Annotated in this window: 13 protein-coding genes; all 13 read right to left on the reverse strand. The window is 52.5% G+C overall.

The window, feature by feature from the left end; all coding sequences use genetic code 11:
• Position 1: 1 nt before the first annotated feature.
• Positions 2 to 1,480, reverse strand: a complete 1,479-nt coding sequence (locus BJU60_RS03260; protein WP_141737214.1) for a UDP-N-acetylmuramoyl-L-alanyl-D-glutamate--2,6-diaminopimelate ligase — start codon at positions 1,478 to 1,480, stop codon at positions 2 to 4.
• Positions 1,481 to 1,546: 66 nt separating this feature from the next.
• Positions 1,547 to 2,764 carry a M16 family metallopeptidase gene (locus BJU60_RS03265; RefSeq protein ID WP_070327459.1) on the reverse strand — a complete coding sequence of 406 codons (1,218 nt, stop codon included), beginning with the start codon at positions 2,762 to 2,764 and terminating at the stop codon, positions 1,547 to 1,549.
• A gap of 50 nt (positions 2,765 to 2,814) precedes the next feature.
• On the reverse strand, positions 2,815 to 5,031 hold the full coding sequence (gene pnp / locus BJU60_RS03270; protein WP_070327460.1) for a polyribonucleotide nucleotidyltransferase: 2,217 nt from the start codon (positions 5,029 to 5,031) through the stop codon (positions 2,815 to 2,817).
• A gap of 132 nt (positions 5,032 to 5,163) precedes the next feature.
• Positions 5,164 to 5,433 (reverse strand): 30S ribosomal protein S15, encoded by a 270-nt coding sequence (gene rpsO, locus BJU60_RS03275; RefSeq protein ID WP_015881433.1) that lies wholly within the window; start codon positions 5,431 to 5,433, stop codon positions 5,164 to 5,166.
• A gap of 124 nt (positions 5,434 to 5,557) precedes the next feature.
• The gene (locus tag BJU60_RS03280) at positions 5,558 to 6,484 is read right to left on the reverse strand and encodes a bifunctional riboflavin kinase/FAD synthetase (protein ID WP_070327461.1); all 927 of its coding nucleotides are present in this window, start codon (positions 6,482 to 6,484) and stop codon (positions 5,558 to 5,560) included.
• Between the two features lie 15 nt (positions 6,485 to 6,499).
• On the reverse strand, positions 6,500 to 7,408 hold the full coding sequence (gene truB, locus BJU60_RS03285) for a tRNA pseudouridine(55) synthase TruB (RefSeq protein ID WP_070327946.1): 909 nt from the start codon (positions 7,406 to 7,408) through the stop codon (positions 6,500 to 6,502).
• Between the two features lie 52 nt (positions 7,409 to 7,460).
• Complete coding sequence (gene rbfA, locus BJU60_RS03290; protein ID WP_070327462.1) at positions 7,461 to 7,805, reverse strand: 30S ribosome-binding factor RbfA; 345 nt, start codon at positions 7,803 to 7,805, stop codon at positions 7,461 to 7,463.
• A gap of 18 nt (positions 7,806 to 7,823) precedes the next feature.
• The gene (infB, locus tag BJU60_RS03295; RefSeq protein WP_070327463.1) at positions 7,824 to 10,043 is read right to left on the reverse strand and encodes a translation initiation factor IF-2; all 2,220 of its coding nucleotides are present in this window, start codon (positions 10,041 to 10,043) and stop codon (positions 7,824 to 7,826) included.
• A 21-nt stretch (positions 10,044 to 10,064) separates the two neighbouring features.
• The gene (locus BJU60_RS03300) at positions 10,065 to 10,361 is read right to left on the reverse strand and encodes a YlxQ family RNA-binding protein (protein WP_070327464.1); all 297 of its coding nucleotides are present in this window, start codon (positions 10,359 to 10,361) and stop codon (positions 10,065 to 10,067) included.
• Positions 10,358 to 10,636, reverse strand: a complete 279-nt coding sequence (rnpM, locus tag BJU60_RS03305; protein WP_233589595.1) for an RNase P modulator RnpM — start codon at positions 10,634 to 10,636, stop codon at positions 10,358 to 10,360. Before rnpM ends, BJU60_RS03300 begins: the two co-directional genes overlap by 4 nt.
• A complete protein-coding gene (nusA, locus tag BJU60_RS03310) occupies positions 10,633 to 11,799 on the reverse strand; it encodes a transcription termination factor NusA (RefSeq protein ID WP_070327466.1) in 1,167 nt (388 codons plus the stop codon). The genes rnpM and nusA overlap by 4 nt, the downstream gene beginning before the upstream one ends.
• 12 nt (positions 11,800 to 11,811) lie before the next feature.
• Positions 11,812 to 12,282 (reverse strand): ribosome maturation factor RimP, encoded by a 471-nt coding sequence (gene rimP, locus BJU60_RS03315; RefSeq protein ID WP_070327467.1) that lies wholly within the window; start codon positions 12,280 to 12,282, stop codon positions 11,812 to 11,814.
• Between the two features lie 119 nt (positions 12,283 to 12,401).
• The gene (locus tag BJU60_RS03320; RefSeq protein WP_254281629.1) at positions 12,402 to 16,676 is read right to left on the reverse strand and encodes a PolC-type DNA polymerase III; all 4,275 of its coding nucleotides are present in this window, start codon (positions 16,674 to 16,676) and stop codon (positions 12,402 to 12,404) included.
• Between the last annotated feature and the right edge of the window lie 73 nt (positions 16,677 to 16,749).

Consider the following 16,749-nt stretch of genomic DNA (forward strand, 5'->3'; position numbering starts at 1 on the left):
ATCAAGATTCCTCCGTATTTAAAATTGTCGCCCGGACGATCGCTTCCTCATCGAGCGGGATTTTCTCGTTACCGATGATTTGGTACTTCTCATGTCCTTTACCGGCCAACACGACGATATTATCCGCTTTGGCTAGACGTGCGGCGTAAGACACCGCTTCTTCACGGTCGCCGATTTCAACAAAGTTGTCATGGGTCATCCCGGCGGCAATGCCGCTCGTGATCGAATCATACGCCTCAAAACGTGGATCATCCGTCGTGATGATGACGGTACCGGCATATTTTGAGGCCATCTCGCCCATTGTCGGGCGTTTCGTCACATCGCGATTCCCGCCTGTTCCAATCAAGAAGACGATGTTCTCTTTAGGGACACCGACAAGCGACTTCAAACATTGCTCAATCCCGTCCGGTGTATGGGCATAGTCCGCATAGACGTTATACCCAGGCACGTCGAGTCGTTGCATCCGTCCCTTGGCCGGATGAATCGATTCGAGCGCTTGGATGATCTCAGGTAAACTGTACCCAGCCGCGAGCAGGCAACCCGTCGCAAGCAACAGGTTGTATACGTTGAAACGTCCGATGAACTGGACCGTCACCGGCAGACTGACTCCTTGATAGTTGAGACGGAAACTCGTGTCTGACAGTGTCTGAACGATGTCTGACGCTGTCACATCCGCCATTTCGTCGATGGCGTATGTGATGACACGAGCACCCGTCATCGTCTCGTAAAGCTTGCTGTACGGATCGTCCGCATTCAAGACGGCAACTTTGTCGCGCGACGCCATCTGTCCGAGTTGGGCGAACAGCAAACCTTTGGCCCGCGCATAGTTTTCAAACGTCCCGTGAAAATCGAGATGGTCGTGTGTCAAGTTCGTGAAACCGACGATGTCGAAGTCCGTTCCGATGACACGACCTAGTTCAAGTCCGTGTGATGACACTTCCATCATCACATCGGTAACCCCTTCACCGCGCATGCGAGCCAGCAGCTGCTGAAGCTCAGAACTTTGCGGCGTCGTGTTCTTGCTCGGGACGACCGTATCGTTAATCCGGACCTCGACCGTACCGATCAATCCGGTGCTATGTCCAAGCTTTGATAAAACGTCACGTAAAATCGTCGTCGTCGTCGTTTTTCCGTTCGTCCCCGTGATACCGAACAGACGCATCTGTTCAGACGGATAGTTATAAAATGCCGACGCTAATAAGCCGACCGTACGCGAACTATCGCGCACGAGCAGGTTTGGGACGCTGATGTCGAGCGGGCGCTCACTGACGACCGCGATCGCCCCTTTACTCACCGCTAAGTCAGCATAGTCGTGACCGTCGACGGTGTAGCCTTTAATCGCGACAAACAGCGTTCCGGGTACGACTTCCCGTGAATCGGTCGTGACATGGGTAACGTTGATGCCCTCTATAGTTGGTTGATTAATCAATTGTATCTTGGTTACTAAATCCGTTAAGTTCAAGTCTTTCCCTTCTTTCACCTGTATCCTGTCCAATGTAAAGAATACCTCTTAATCAGTGTAGAGAACTTACAATCTGGTTTCAAGTCAGTCTTCGGACGGAAGAACATATGATTTTGCCGGGACGTGCCCGAGCAGCTCCCGAATCAAGGCGTTGACTTCATCGGTTTCGATGCGGTCGATTTTATTGAGCACTTCGTCCAAATCCTCGACTTCGTCAAGTAAGACGAGGTTACGACCGTTCCGGTTCATTCGGGCGCTCGTGCTTTCGTTGCCGAGGACGAGCGAACCTTTCAACTGGCGTTTGCCTTTAGCGACTTCTTCATCGGTTAACCCCTGCGCCTTGAGCGCTTCAAGTTCACGCTCCATGATCGTCTCGACTTGAGTGAGCGTTTCCGGTGACGTCCCGATATAAATCGTGAACGTGCCATGGTCAACGAACGTCGTATAGTACGAATAGATCGAGTAAGCTAACCCTTGCTCTTCACGAATCGATTGAAACAGCCGCGACGACATCGTCGCACCGATCGCGTTGTTTGCCAGCGCCAGGTGCGGGAGCCGGTCGTTCGTTGCCGAAATCGCCTCGAAATTCCAACAGAGGTGCGCCTGCTCCGTCTCTTTATGCTTTTTCAATACATCACTGTATAGAACCGGAATCGTCGATTCTTTCGGTGATTCCCCTGATGGGAGTTCCGCAAACCTCGACGTGACCGCTTCGACCAGCTCGTCGGTCACATGACCGGCGATCGAGACGACGACGCGATTGCCTGTATACATTGATTCGACGTAACGCAGCAATTGATCGCGAGAGAAGCTGAGCACGCTCGCTTCTGTCCCGAGAATCGGCTTCGCTAATATATCGTCACGGTAGACGGCATAGGCGAGCAACTCATGCACGAGGTCTTCCGGCGTATCTTCGTACATTTTAATCTCTTCTAACACGACCCGCTTCTCTTTTTCAAGCTCAGTCTCATCAAAGACTGAATGGAACAACATGTCGGCCAGTGCGTCGAAGGCGATGACAGCATGTTCATCGAGCGTCTTGACGTAGTAGCATGTATGGTCTTTTGAAGTAAAGGCGTTCACACTGCCGCCAAGTTCATCAAAAAATGAAGCGATTTCTTTCGCCGTTTTTGTTGTTGTGCCTTTGAACAACATATGTTCGATCAAGTGGCTGATCCCGATCTCATTGTCTTCCTCGGTCCGTGTCCCGGCTTTGATGAATACACCGGTCGATGTACTGCGGACGTCTGCCATCGGTTCGACCACGATGCGGACGCCATTCTTTAAGGTAATCCATTCCATTTTATCACTCCTATGAAAAAGGCCATCGCACCAGACGATGGCCAAAATAATTAGTTTGTTGGTCTTGACGGACGACGGTCTCCGTCACGACGCGGAGGACGGCTGTCACGTGGCGGACGGCTCTCGCGTTGTGCTTTACGTTTCGCTTCATACGCTTCTCGCTCTTCCGGAGAAAGCCCTTCGACAATCAACGTTTTATGCGAGGCGTTGACGCGGCCTTTATCGTCAATTTCTGTGACTTTGACTTTGATCGTGTCACCGAGCTTGACGACGTCTTCCACGTTGGCGACGCGGTCGAGGCTGAACTCAGAGACGTGGACGAGCGCGTCTTTGCCTTTGAACAACTCGACGAACGCGCCGAACTTCTCGATCCGACGGACTGTCGCGTCGAACACTTCGCCGACTTCGACTTCACGGATGATATCACCGATGAGTGTCATCGCCATATCGATGCCATCTTGATCGGTCGAGGCGATGAACACCGTACCGTCTTGCTCGATATCAACCTTGACACCGGTTTGGTCGATGATGCTGTTGATCATCTTACCACCAGGCCCGATGACGTCGCGAATCTTATCTGGATTGATTTTCATCGTGACGATCTTCGGCGCATACTTCGACAACTGTGGACGCGATGAGTCAAGCGTTTCGAGCATATGGTTGAGAATGTGGAGGCGGCCTGAACGAGCTTGTTCGAGCGCTTCTTCTAAAATCTCACGCGTGATGCCGGCGATTTTAATGTCCATCTGCAACGCCGTGATCCCGTCTTTCGTTCCAGCGACTTTGAAGTCCATGTCGCCGAGATGATCTTCGAGACCTTGGATGTCAGTGAGTACTGTATAGTGTTCGCCTTCCATGATGAGACCCATCGCGATTCCCGCGACTGGTGCCTTGATCGGAACTCCGGCGTCCATGAGGGCGAGTGTCGAGCCACAGATTGAAGCCTGTGAACTCGAACCGTTCGACTCGAGCACTTCTGAGACGAGACGGATCGTATACGGGAAGTCTGCTTCTTTCGGGATGACCGGGAGAAGCGCACGTTCACCGAGCGCACCGTGACCGATCTCGCGGCGGCCTGGCGCGCGAACCGGACGAGCTTCACCGACCGAGAACGGCGGGAAGTTGTAATGGTGCATGAAACGTTTATTCTCTTCTAAGCCGATGCCGTCGATGATTTGAGCGTCACCGATGACGCCGAGTGTCGCGATCGACATGACTTGCGTCTGCCCCCGTGTGAACAAACCGACACCGTGCGCACGCGGTAACACGCCGACTTCTGACGCGAGTGGACGGATGACTTCCGGGCGACGGCCGTCTGGACGTACTTTATCGACCGTGATTAAACGGCGGACCTCGTCTTTGACGAACTTGTTCAAAATACCAGATACTTCTTTCAACTTGGCCGGCTCGTCAGCGAGACGCGCTTCGTACGACGCGACATACTTCGCGATGACTTCGTTGATCGCTTCGTCACGCGCGTGTTTCTCTTCGACTTGGACGGCAGCGTTAATTTCTGGACGAGCCGCTTCAAGCTCTTGTGACAACGCGTCGTCAAATTTAGAGACCGTGTATTCAAACTTCGGTTTCCCGACCGCTTCGACGATTTCCGTTTGGAACGCGACGAGCTTTTTGATCTCTTCATGACCGAACAAGATTGACTCGAGCATGACGTCTTCCGGTACTTCGTTCGCGCCTGCTTCGACCATGTTGATCGCAGTTGCCGTTCCGGCGACTTGAAGTTCAAGATCTGTCTTCTCGAGTTGTGCGACCGTCGGGTTGACGACGAACTGTCCGTCCACACGTCCGACCGTCGCTCCAGCGATCGGTCCGTCAAACGGGATGTCCGAGATCGACAAGGCGATCGACGTTCCGAGCATACCGGCCATCTCAGCCGAGCAGTCCGGATCGTTCGACATGACGTAAATCATGACTTGGATGTCGTGACGGAATCCGTCTGGGAATAATGGACGGATTGGACGGTCGATGAGACGTGACGTTAAAATCGCATTCTCACCAGGACGACCTTCCCGACGTAGGAAACCTCCTGGGATTTTACCGACCGAGTATAATTTTTCTTCATAGTTGACCGTAAGCGGGAAGAAATCTAAATCCTTTGGTCCTTTTGAAGCTGTGACCGCGGCGAGCACGACCGTGTCCCCGTACCGGACGAGTGCAGAACCGTTCGCTTGCTTCGCGAGTTGACCTACTTCTACAGACAGCGGACGACCGCCCCATTCTGTAGAAAAAACTTGTTTCGTACCTAACATGTACATTCTCCTCTCAAACCTTATCTAGTTTATTATGTAACTCATTCATATGTTTGTCTAATGATTTTCCTCCAAAAAAAGAAGAAACGGACTAGGAACGAGTGTCCCAGTCCGTCATTTGGCCCGTTCGGATTAACGACGGAGACCAAGGCGTTGAATCAATTCACGGTAACGTGTTACGTCCTTGTTACGAAGGTACGTGAGCAAGTTACGGCGACGTCCAACCATTTTCAAAAGACCGCGACGTGAGTGGTGGTCTTTCTTATGTGTGCGAAGATGATCGTTCAAAGTGTTGATTTGTTCAGTCAAAACAGCAACTTGAACTTCCGGTGAACCAGTGTCACCTTGTTTTGTCGCGTATTCCGCGATGATTTCGTTTTTACGTTCTTTTGAGAGTGCCATTGCCTCTCCACCTCCATTTAATAGAAAATTGCCGCGTTGCCGAGCCGTCGTTGGTGAATCGTCCAGCCAAGCGAAGCGGTGTACTTTGCGTACCAAATTAGAATACATGACCCCTGCTCCAAAGTCAAGATAGGATTGCCCGAGCCGCCGTCTCGTCTCGTTTCAACTGCGCGATCAGCGAATCGAGTCCGTCGAACGCCCGTTCATCGCGCAAATAGTGAACCCATTCGATTTCGAGCAACTGTCCGTACAAGTCCTCCGAAAAATCAAATAAATGACTTTCAATCGAGACGTCTCCGGTGTCATAAAACGTCGGCCGACGACCGACGTTCGTCATCGCATCAAACGTCCGGCCGTCTTCTAGGCGGACGCGGGTCGCATAAACGCCGAGCCGTGGCATGACATAAGACGCATCCATCACCATGTTCGCGGTCGGATAGCCGATCGTCCGCCCTCTGGCGTCACCATGGATGACTTCGCCACAGATGACGTAAGGCGCCCCTAACAGCTCACTCGCCAAATCGACACTGCCTGCGCCAAGAAGTTTGCGGATCCGGGTCGAAGAGACTTTGTCACCGTCACTCGTCTGTTCGGCGACGACGGACGTCGTGAAGCGTCCTCGGGCGTGGTAGGGCATCGTCTCCATCGTCCCTTCCCCGAACTTCCCGTACGAATAGTCAAATCCGGCCGTCACGTGCACGGCGCCCGCGCCGATCAAATAATCGTCGACGAACTGTTGCGGTGACAGTGATGCCAATTGCTTTGTGAACGTCAAGACGAGACAACGTTCGACACCGAGCGCGGCGATCCGCTGTAATTTTCGTTTGAGCGGCGTGATATAACGGACAGCATCCGCATTGTTCGACAGCACTTGTTTCGGGTGCGGATCGAACGTGACGACGGTCACGGGCACGTCAAGCTGCTCCGCGCGCTGTTTGGCGTGCTCGATCACGGCTTGATGGCCGATGTGAACGCCGTCGAAGAATCCGAGTACGATGACCGAAGGGACAAACTCTGGCGTCTCGGGATGTGTGAGATGTATCGTTTCCATACTTCAAATTCCCCCTTAGTCGATTGTCAACATGACCTCGACTGTTGCGTCTGTCGTTCCGTCAAGCCGTCTATAGAGGGCGAGCGGAATTCCTTCTTCATTATAGACAGTAAACAGTTCAAATTCGAGCGAGACGTCGTTTAAACGCCCACCGTTGCGAATATACCGTTCCCGGTTGGCCGGAATGGTGATGGAAGGCCAACGTTTGATCACGTCCTCGAGCGGGATGAGCCGTTCAGCGCGTGCCTCGACCGTCTCTAACGCCGCGAGCTCCGCGAGCGTCACGGCGTCCCTTTCATCGAACGTGCCTGACCGTGTCCGACGCAGGTCGCTCATATGGGCCGGGTAACCGAGCCCTTCCCCGATTTGGACGGCAAGTGTCCGAATAAACGTGCCTTTTCCGCACTCGACATCGATGCGAAACCGGCAGACGCCGTCCTCGAAGACAGGTTCGTTCGTCCGTTCTAGCCGGTGAATCTCGACGATGCGGCGCGGCCGTTCGACCGTCTGTCCTTTGCGGGCGTATTCGTATAGCTTCTTCCCGTTCACTTTGACGGCCGAGAAGTAAGGAGGCACCTGCTCGATGCTTCCGGTCAACGTGCCGAGAACGCGGTCGATAGCTTCACCCGTGAACGCATCCGGCGCGACATCTGTTTGCGCGACGACTTCGCCGTGTGCGTCTTCCGTCATCGTCGCCGTCCCAATCGTGACTTCGGCGACGTAGCGCTTGCCCTCATCGGTCAAAAACCGGGACAGTTTCGTCGCACGGCCGAAACAGATTGGCAACACGCCGGTCACTTCCGGGTCGAGCGTGCCGGTATGGCCAACTTTTTTCGTTTGAAACAGTTTACGCAGCTTGAAGACGCAATCGTGGCTCGTCATCCCGCTGTCTTTATCCAGTATTAAAATCCCTGTCGGTTCCACGTTCATTCCTCCATATCAAAAAAGGGGAGACACAAGTCCCCCCTTCAATTTATTAGTCTTTATTCAAATCACGGATCAACGAGTCGATATGACTACCATATGCGACCGAAGAATCGTATTCGAACGACAATTCCGGCGTCTTGCGGAGACGGATCCGGCTGCCGATTTCACGGCGGATGAAGGCGCTCGCCTTATCAAGACCTGCCTGCGTATCAGCCTTCACGTCGGCGTCGTCTCCGAGCACCGTGTAATAGGCCGTCGCTTGTTGCAAATCTCCCGTCACGTCTACGCTCGTGATGGTCGCGTTCTTTGTACGTGGGTCGTTGACTTCGCGTAAAAGGATATCTGTGATCTCTTTACGCATCTGTTCAGCAACACGTTGGGCACGAATGTTCATACGTGTTCCCTCCTCACTTTATTTACGTTCGACTTCTTTCATGACGAACGCTTCGATGACGTCCTCCACTTTGATGTCGTCGTACTTCTCTACTTTGATCCCACACTCGTAGCCTGTCGCAACTTCTTTGACATCGTCTTTGAAGCGGCGGAGCGTATCGAGTTTACCTTCGTACACGACGATCCCGTTACGGATGACGCGTACGCCGGCATCACGTGAGATTTTACCTTCAGTGACGTAACAGCCGGCAATCGCACCGACTTTTGAAACTTTGAAGACGTCACGGACTTCGACTTGTCCGATCACTTCTTCAACGAACTCAGGGTCAAGCATCCCTTTCATCGCGCTTTCGATTTCATCGATCGCGTTATAGATGATCCGGTGCAGACGCATTTCAACGTGTTCTTGTTCGGCCATTGATCGGGCGTTACCGTCTGGACGGACGTTGAATCCGATGATGATCGCGTTCGCTGCTGAAGCGAGGATGACGTCACCTTCTGTGATCGCACCGACACCTTGATGCACGATGTTGATCTTGACGCCTGCGACGTCGATTTTGCGGAGTGATCCAGCGAGCGCTTCAGCCGATCCTTGAACGTCTGCTTTGATGATGACGTTCAAGTCTTTGACTTCGCCTTCTTGAATCCGGCTGAACAAGTCTTCAAGACTGACTTTAGCCGATTCACGGCGCTGCGACTCGAGGTAACGTTGGTAACGTTTCTCTCCGATTGCACGTGCCTTTTTCTCGTCTTCGAAGACGATGAACTGGTCACCAGCTTGTGGGACATCGTTCAATCCTGTAATTTCGATTGGCGTCGATGGGCCAACTTCTTTCACACGACGACCGATATCGTTGACCATGGCCCGGACGCGTCCGAACGTGCTGCCGACGACGATCGAGTCACCGATACGAAGTGTCCCGTGTTGAACGAGAAGCGTGGCGACAGGACCGCGACCTTTATCGAGCTTCGCTTCGATGACCGAACCGCGAGCTGGCATTTCAGGCGTCGACTTGTACTCTTCGACTTCTGAAACGAGCAAGATCATCTCGAGCAACTCATCGATTCCCTCATCTTTCAAAGCAGAGATCGGTACGAAAATTGTTTCGCCGCCCCACTCTTCCGGTACGAGTCCGAATTCAGTCAACTCTTGTTTGACGCGGTCAGGGTTAGCCCCTTCTTTGTCCATTTTGTTGACGGCAACGATGATTGGGACGTTTGCTGCTTTCGCGTGAGAAATCGCTTCTTCTGTCTGTGGCATGACACCATCATCTGCTGCGACAACGATAATCGCGATATCCGTCACTTCAGCTCCACGGGCACGCATCGTCGTAAAGGCGGCGTGACCTGGTGTGTCGAGGAATGTGATTTTTTTACCGTTGATATCAACTTGGTACGCACCGATATGCTGCGTGATCCCACCAGCTTCGCCAGCGACGACTTTCGTGTTCCGGATCGAGTCGAGCAACGTCGTTTTACCATGGTCGACGTGACCCATGATCGTGACGACGGCAGGACGCTCAATGAGGTCGTACTCAGAGAAGTCGATTTCTACTTCTTCGAAGTCCGTCTCATCGATGATGACTTCTTTTTCGACTTCGAAACCGAATTCAGTTGCGAGCAATTCGATCGTCTCGTCATCGAGTGTTTGGTTGATCGTCGCCATGACGCCAAGACCCATCAATTTCATGATGATCTCGTTTGGCTTTTTATCCATCTTCGCCGCGAGATCCGATACGCTGAGGACATCCTCGTACTTGATGACGTTGCCCATTTCAGACTCTTGCGCTAAACGAGATGCTTTACGCTGGCTCGTTTTCGAATTTGGATCCGCTTCTAACGGGATTGCCGCTTTTGCAGGCTTCCCTTTAAATTTACCGCCGCGCTTTTTGTTGCGGTTATCGTTACGGTTGTTGCCGAAACGGTTGCCACCACGGTTGCCCGCTTGATTGCTCGGGGCGCTAGAAGTTTGTGGACGGGCTTTCGGTGCTTCTTTTTTCTCTGCTTCTTGTTTCGCAGCAGGCTTCGCTTCAGCCGGCTTCGACTCAGCAGGTTTTTCTTGCTTCTCAGCCGAACGATATTTCTCAGGGTTGAAGACACGGTCGAGTTGCTTGACCGACTCATCATCCAATACAGCCATGTGATTTTTCACTGACTTGTTCATCTTCTCGAGCTGAGTAATGACTTGTTTACTTGTTACATTCTGTTCTTTTGCAAATTCATAGACGCGTTTTCCCAAAGCATCCACCTCCGTTAATAGTTAAGAGAGAAGTTGCTTAAGCTTGTTCGCAAATCCGGATTCTGTCACAGACACGACGACTCGCATGTCTTTACCTAAAGCAGCTCCGATTGTATGTCGGTCGCTCACTTCGATTAATGGAACACCATACGATGTACATTTGTCGGTAATCCGTTTTCTCGTCGACGCTCCCGCGTCTCCGGCAAGAATGACGAGCTTGGCTCGGCCAGCCCGTACATCCTTCAAGACAAACTCTTCTCCCATCGTTACCTTCCTCGCACGTGAGGCGAGGCCTAACAATGATTCCCACTGACTCATGATTCGGCACCTGTGACAGCTTGTTCTAGCTGTTCATAAAGTGTCTCGCTCGTCTTTACTTTCAGATGATGATCAAGCGTTCGTTTTTTCTCTGCTAAACGAATCACATCGACATCTCTTGACAAATACGCGCCACGACCGTTCAGTTTGCCGGTCGTGTCGATGACGACGTCGCCTTCCGGCGTCCGTACGACACGAATCAAATCGTTCTTTGGTAACATCTCTTGAGTGATCACACATTTACGCAAAGGAAGTTTCTTTTGCTTCATGGTCATTCCTCTTCTTTTACCGCGGTTGGTTCGAGCGTCACATCAACCGAGTCAGTCTGTTCAACTTCATTGTGAACAATTTCTGGCGTTGATTCAACTTTTTCGGCATACGTATCGAACAAGTTCATGCTCTCTGCATCCGTCTCGCTCTTAATATCAATTTTCCAACCTGTCAACTTAGCGGCGAGGCGCGCGTTTTGACCGCGCTTCCCGATCGCGAGCGACAATTGGTAGTCCGGCACGACGACTGTCGTCGACTTGTTCGGTTCATTGACATATACATCAACGACTTGAGCCGGGCTGAGTGCGTTTTTAACGAACTCTTTTGGATCGTTCGACCAACGGACGATGTCGATCTTCTCACCGTTCAATTCATCGACGATCGTTTGGACACGTTGCCCTTTTGGACCGACACATGCGCCGACTGGATCGACGATGTCTGAGTGGACCGCGATTTTCGAACGGTCTCCCGCTTCACGCGACACCGACATGACATCGACCGTCCCGCTCGCGATTTCTGGAACTTCGAGTTCGAACAAACGACGAAGTAGGCCAGGATGCGTCCGCGACACTTGAATCGCCGCGCCAGAACCTTTCGTCGTCGAGTCAACTTTCGTCACGTATACTTTGATGCGTTCATGAATCTTATACGACTCGTTCGGCATCTGTTCATTCGGCGTCAACACCGCCTCGATGTTGTTCTCTAAACCGATGTACAAGTTGCGCGGGTCAAACCGCTCGACGATCCCTGTCATGATCTCGTCTTCTTTATCGACGAAGTGGTTGTAGATGCGTTCGCGCTCGGCTTCACGCATCTTTTGCGTGACGACTTGTTTGGCCGTCATCGCCGCGACACGACCGAAGTCGCTCGGTGTCACTTCTTCTTTATGGAAGTCCCCTAACTCAAAGTTCGGGTCGATCTCATGCGCTTCTTCAAGCGAAAGCTGTTGGTCCGGATGCGTCAGGCGTTCAACGACTTCGAGAAGCGCGAACACGCGAATGTCACCCGTCACTTGGTCAAACTCAACTTTGACGTGCTCGTTCGGGTTGGCGACGTTTCGGCGATATGCCGAAATGAGCGCCTGCTCAAGCGCGTCGATGATGATTTCTTTCTCGATCCCTTTTTCTTGTGCAATCTGTTCGATTGTTGTGAGTAATTGTGGCCCCATCTTTACCTCTCCTTAACTAAACGTGACCGCTAGGCGGGCTTGTGCAATTTTATCAACCGGTAGCGATATCGCTTTTTTTCTAGTCTTGATGCGCGTTTCGACAACTGCGGTCTCGCCGTCGTACTCCGTCAAAATGCCCTCGAACTCTTTGGCACCTTCAATCGGGGCAAACGTTTTAATGTAGACGTTTTTCCCAATCGCCCGCTCAAAGTCAGTCGGCTTTTTAAGTGGTCGTTCGGCACCGGGACTCGAGACGTCAAGATAATAGGCTTGTTCGATTGGGTCGGTAGCGTTTAATTTCTCCGAGAGTTGCTCGTTGATGTTGACGCAATCATCTAAATCGACGCCCCCCGGTTTATCGATATAGACGCGCAAGAACCAGTCTGGCCCTTCTTTCACGAATTCAACATCGACCAATTCCATGTTCGCTTGCTCGACAATCGGCAACGCGATTGTTTCGACGACTTCTGTTATTTTGGACACTCTCATCCCTCCTTCTGGCTTTTACATACAAGAAAGGAGTAGGGTTCCCTACTCCTTTCCGTCGTAGTATCCAACATTGTTCGATACCAATATATCATATTTTCCCGCTTTTTCGCAACTTACACCCCAAAATCAAAGAACGAAAGTTGGTTCTCGTCAGGCAGGCCTTCGAGACATTTCATCGTATCGAGCGTCTCGATAATCGTCTTCGACAATTTCGCCCGTTTCCGAAGATCCTCTTTTGACAAGAACTGACCTTCGGCACGTGCCTCGACAATCGCTTTCGCCGCGTTCGTCCCAAGTCCATCGACAGCGTTGAACGGTGGAATGAGCGTGTTGCCTTCAATCAAGAACTCGGTCGCATTCGAACGGTAAAGATCGATGTTTTGGAATTTCATGCCGCGTTCGAGCATCTCAAGCGCGAGTTCGAGCACGGTGTGAAGCCCTTTATCTTTCGCCGTGGCGTCGAAACCTTTCTCCCGGATGTCAGACATCGCCTTGCGGACGGCCTGTGACCCTTTGATCATCGCCGACAAGTCAAAGTCGCCGGCGCGGACCGTAAAGTATGTCGCGTAATACAGGATCGGGTGGTGCACTTTGAAGTAAGCGATCCGTACGGCCATGAGCACGTACGCGGTCGCGTGTGCTTTCGGGAACATGTATTTGATCTTCTTACAAGAAGAGATGTACCATTCCGGGACGCTGTTCTCCCGCATCTCTGACTCCATGTCGTCAGACAAACCTTTCCCTTTACGGACCGACTCCATGATTTTAAAGGCGAACGATGGCTCCAGTCCGGCGTAGATCAAGTAGACCATAATGTCGTCACGACACCCGATGACATCTTTCAGTTCACACGTCCCGTTATAGATCAACTCGTTCGCATTCCCGATCCAAACGTCCGTCCCGTGAGACAGCCCCGAAATTTGGACGAGCTCTGAGAACGTGGACGGTTTCGTCTCTTCAAGCATTTGTCGGACGAACTTCGTCCCAAACTCAGGAATACCGAGCGTCCCTGTTTTTGACTCGATTTGCTCCGGCGTGACACCGAGCACTTCCGGTGACGAAAAGATCTTCATGACGGTCGGATCATCCGTCGGGATCGTCAACGGGTCGATGCCTGATAAGTCTTGGAGCATCCGGATGACGGTCGGGTCATCGTGTCCGAGAATGTCGAGCTTGAGCAAGTTGTCGTGAATCGAATGGAAGTCGAAGTGTGTCGTCTTCCATTCAGACGTTCGATCGTCGGCCGGATACTGGATCGGCGAGATTTCGGAGATGTCCATATAGTCCGGGACGACGATAATCCCACCTGGATGCTGCCCGGTCGTCCGTTTGACACCGGTGACACCCGAGACGAGACGATCGACTTCGGCGTTCCGGTAAATCTTATCGTTTTCGGTCGCATAGCCTTTCACATACCCGTACGCCGTCTTGTCGGCAATCGTCCCGATCGTCCCGGCACGATAGACGTACTCTTCTCCGAACAACACTTTCGTATACGCGTGAGCATGAGGCTGATACTCGCCCGAGAAGTTCAAATCGATATCTGGTACTTTGTCCCCTTTAAAGCCAAGGAACGTCTCGAACGGGATATCGTGTCCGTCTTTCGTATACCACGTCCCACACTCCGGACATTGCTTGTCCGGAAGATCGTACCCGGACCCGATCGATCCGTCATTAAAGAAGTGAGACTGTTGACACTTCGGACAGACGTAATGCGGCGGTAGTGGATTGACCTCGGTGATCTCGGTCATCGTCGCGACGAGACTCGACCCGACCGACCCCCGCGAACCGACGAGGTAACCGTCGTCGAGTGACTTCTTGACGAGTTTATGTGAGATCAAATAAATGACGGCGAAGCCGTGGCCGATGATTGATTTCAGTTCCTTCTCGAGCCGGGCCTCGACGATCTCCGGAAGCTCGTCCCCGTAAATCGAGCGGGCCATGTCATAACTCATATTACGGACCTCGTCATCCGCCCCTTCGATTTTCGGCGTATACAGTTCATCCGGGATGATTTGAATCGCTTCGATCTGGTCGGCGATCGCGTTCGGATTTGTGATGACGATCTCCCGTGCGAGCTCGTCACCTAAAAATTTAAACTCTTCCATCATTTCTTTCGTCGTCCGGAAATGGGCGTGAGGCAACTCTTTTCTCGTGTTAATGAAGTTAGCCCCGCCTTGCGTCCGGATCAGGATTTCGCGATACGACCGATCCGTCCGGTCCAAGTAATGGACGTTCCCGGTCGCACAGACCGGAAGTCCGGCTTGACCTGCCACGCGAATGATCCGTTTGATGATGTCACGAAGTTCAAGCTCGTTCGCGACGATCTCTTTATCGATCAAATGCATATAAAGTGCCGGCGGATGAATCTCGATGAAGTCATAAAATGCCATCATCTTCTCGAGCTCTTCGTCCGACTTGTTCAAGGCGGCGTCAAAGATCTCGCCGTTGTCACACGCCGAGCCGATGAGCAGCCCTTCTCGGCGCTTCTCGATCTCTGAGCGCGGCATCCGAGCCATCCGGAACAAATAGTCGATGTGCGACAACGAGATCAACTCATACAAGTGGCGCAATCCTGGCTTTTTCGTCTTCGCGTAAACCGTCGCATGAAACGGACGGATCTTCGAGACGTCACTGCCGACTTTCGCGTTCAGTGACCGATGCGTCTGCATCTCGAACATCTGTTTCGCCAAATCGAGCAACTTCATGAGCAGGTACGCCGTCGCCTCGGCATCATAGATAGCCCGGTGATGCTGCGTCAATTCGATATCGAACCGCTTGGCGAGCGTGTTGAGACGGTGGTTTTTGAGCGTCGGTAAAATCGTCCGGGCCAGTTCAAGCGTATCGATGACCGGATAATCGTCCGGCTCATGTCCTCCGCTTCGGAGCGTCGCCTCGAGAAAGCCCATATCGAACGAGGCGTTATGAGCGACGAGAATCCCGTCCCCGCACCAGTCGACGAACTGTTTCGCGATCACTTCCGGGTCGGGCTGTCCGTGGACCATGTCATCCGTGATCCCGGTCAGTTCGATCGTCGTCGCCGAAAGTTGATGTTTCGGGTCGGCGAACGCTTCGAACCGGTCGATGATCTCACCGTCTTTAATCTTGACGCCGGCGAGTTCGATGATTTTGTTGTAGACGGCCGACAGACCGGTCGTCTCGACGTCGAACACGACGTACGTCGCCTCGTCGAGCGAGACGTCGGTCGGATGATACGCGACAGGCACCCCGTCATTGACGACGTTCGCCTCGACACCGTACAAGATTTTAATGTCGTTCTTTTTCCCGGCATAATAGGCTTCCGGGAACGACTGCACACCGGCATGGTCGGTGATGGCGATGGCGCGATGACCCCACTTGGCGGCCCGGGCGACGAGCGCCGACACGTTCGTGACCGCATCCATCTGGCTCATCTGCGTATGGGCGTGCAGTTCGACGCGCTTCTCCCCGGCCCATTCGTCACGCTTCGGTTCGACTTTCACTTCTTGGAGCTGCGACGCCATCATGCACAGTTCGCGCATGAAGCTATCGTCTTCGACCCGTCCGGCCGCTTGGATCCACATGCCTTTTTTGACGGCACTGAGCATACGGTCGTCATCATCGTCACGTGCGAACACTTTGACGATGAGCGAATCGGTATAATCGGTCATCTTGATCGTGAATAGCTTCTTCCCGCTCTTCAACTCTTTCCGTTCGGCTGAAAACACGAGTCCACGGATGGCGACACGGCGTTCTTCTTCGATGATCGTCTTGATCGGGACGATCTCGTCTTTGATCAAGGCGCCCATCCGCACTTCCGTGATCGGCTCGTCGTTCGTCTCGGTCGCTTTGGCGAACTGGGCCGCGAGTGCGAGTTTCGCCTGTTCGATATCTTCTTGGACGACTTGTTCACGCAACGCCTGATTCGCTTCCGCGTCTTCTGAGAAGCTGGCTTGGCACGGCTTTTTCATAAACCCGTAAGCACTATAGAGCGCTTGAACTTCTTGGCACAGCTCTTTATCGACATAGCTCGCCTCAGGTGCGGAGCGGACGGGAATGAGCAACTTGTTTTGCTCGAAGCGCGGTTTGACAGTTGCGAAATAGCTTCGCATCGCCCCCGACACTTGACTGAGCTCACTGACGATGCGCGGCCAGTAGTCGATATAATCCTGCTCGCTTCCACCTGTCTCTGTCGTAAAACGAGCATACACTTCATCGGCAAACGTCGCGTACCGATTCTCGACCCGACTCATGAACAATTGATAAACCTCATATGGCAACACTTGGCGCATCTTAAAGTAAAACGTCCACGTCCGTCGCTGTTTATTGACGACAAGACGCGATAGTTCCGCTCCGTCGAACTGATCACTCTCTGTCGTGATCCCGAGATCCGTCAACAGTAATTGCATCTTTTGATTTGCTTCCACGGGTAAGTCGTCCCCCCCTTTTATATGACAATGTCGAAAAATGAAGGTGACGGCA

The sequence above is a fragment of the Exiguobacterium aurantiacum genome (assembly GCF_001766415.1).
Classification (GTDB): domain Bacteria; phylum Bacillota; class Bacilli; order Exiguobacteriales; family Exiguobacteriaceae; genus Exiguobacterium; species Exiguobacterium aurantiacum_A.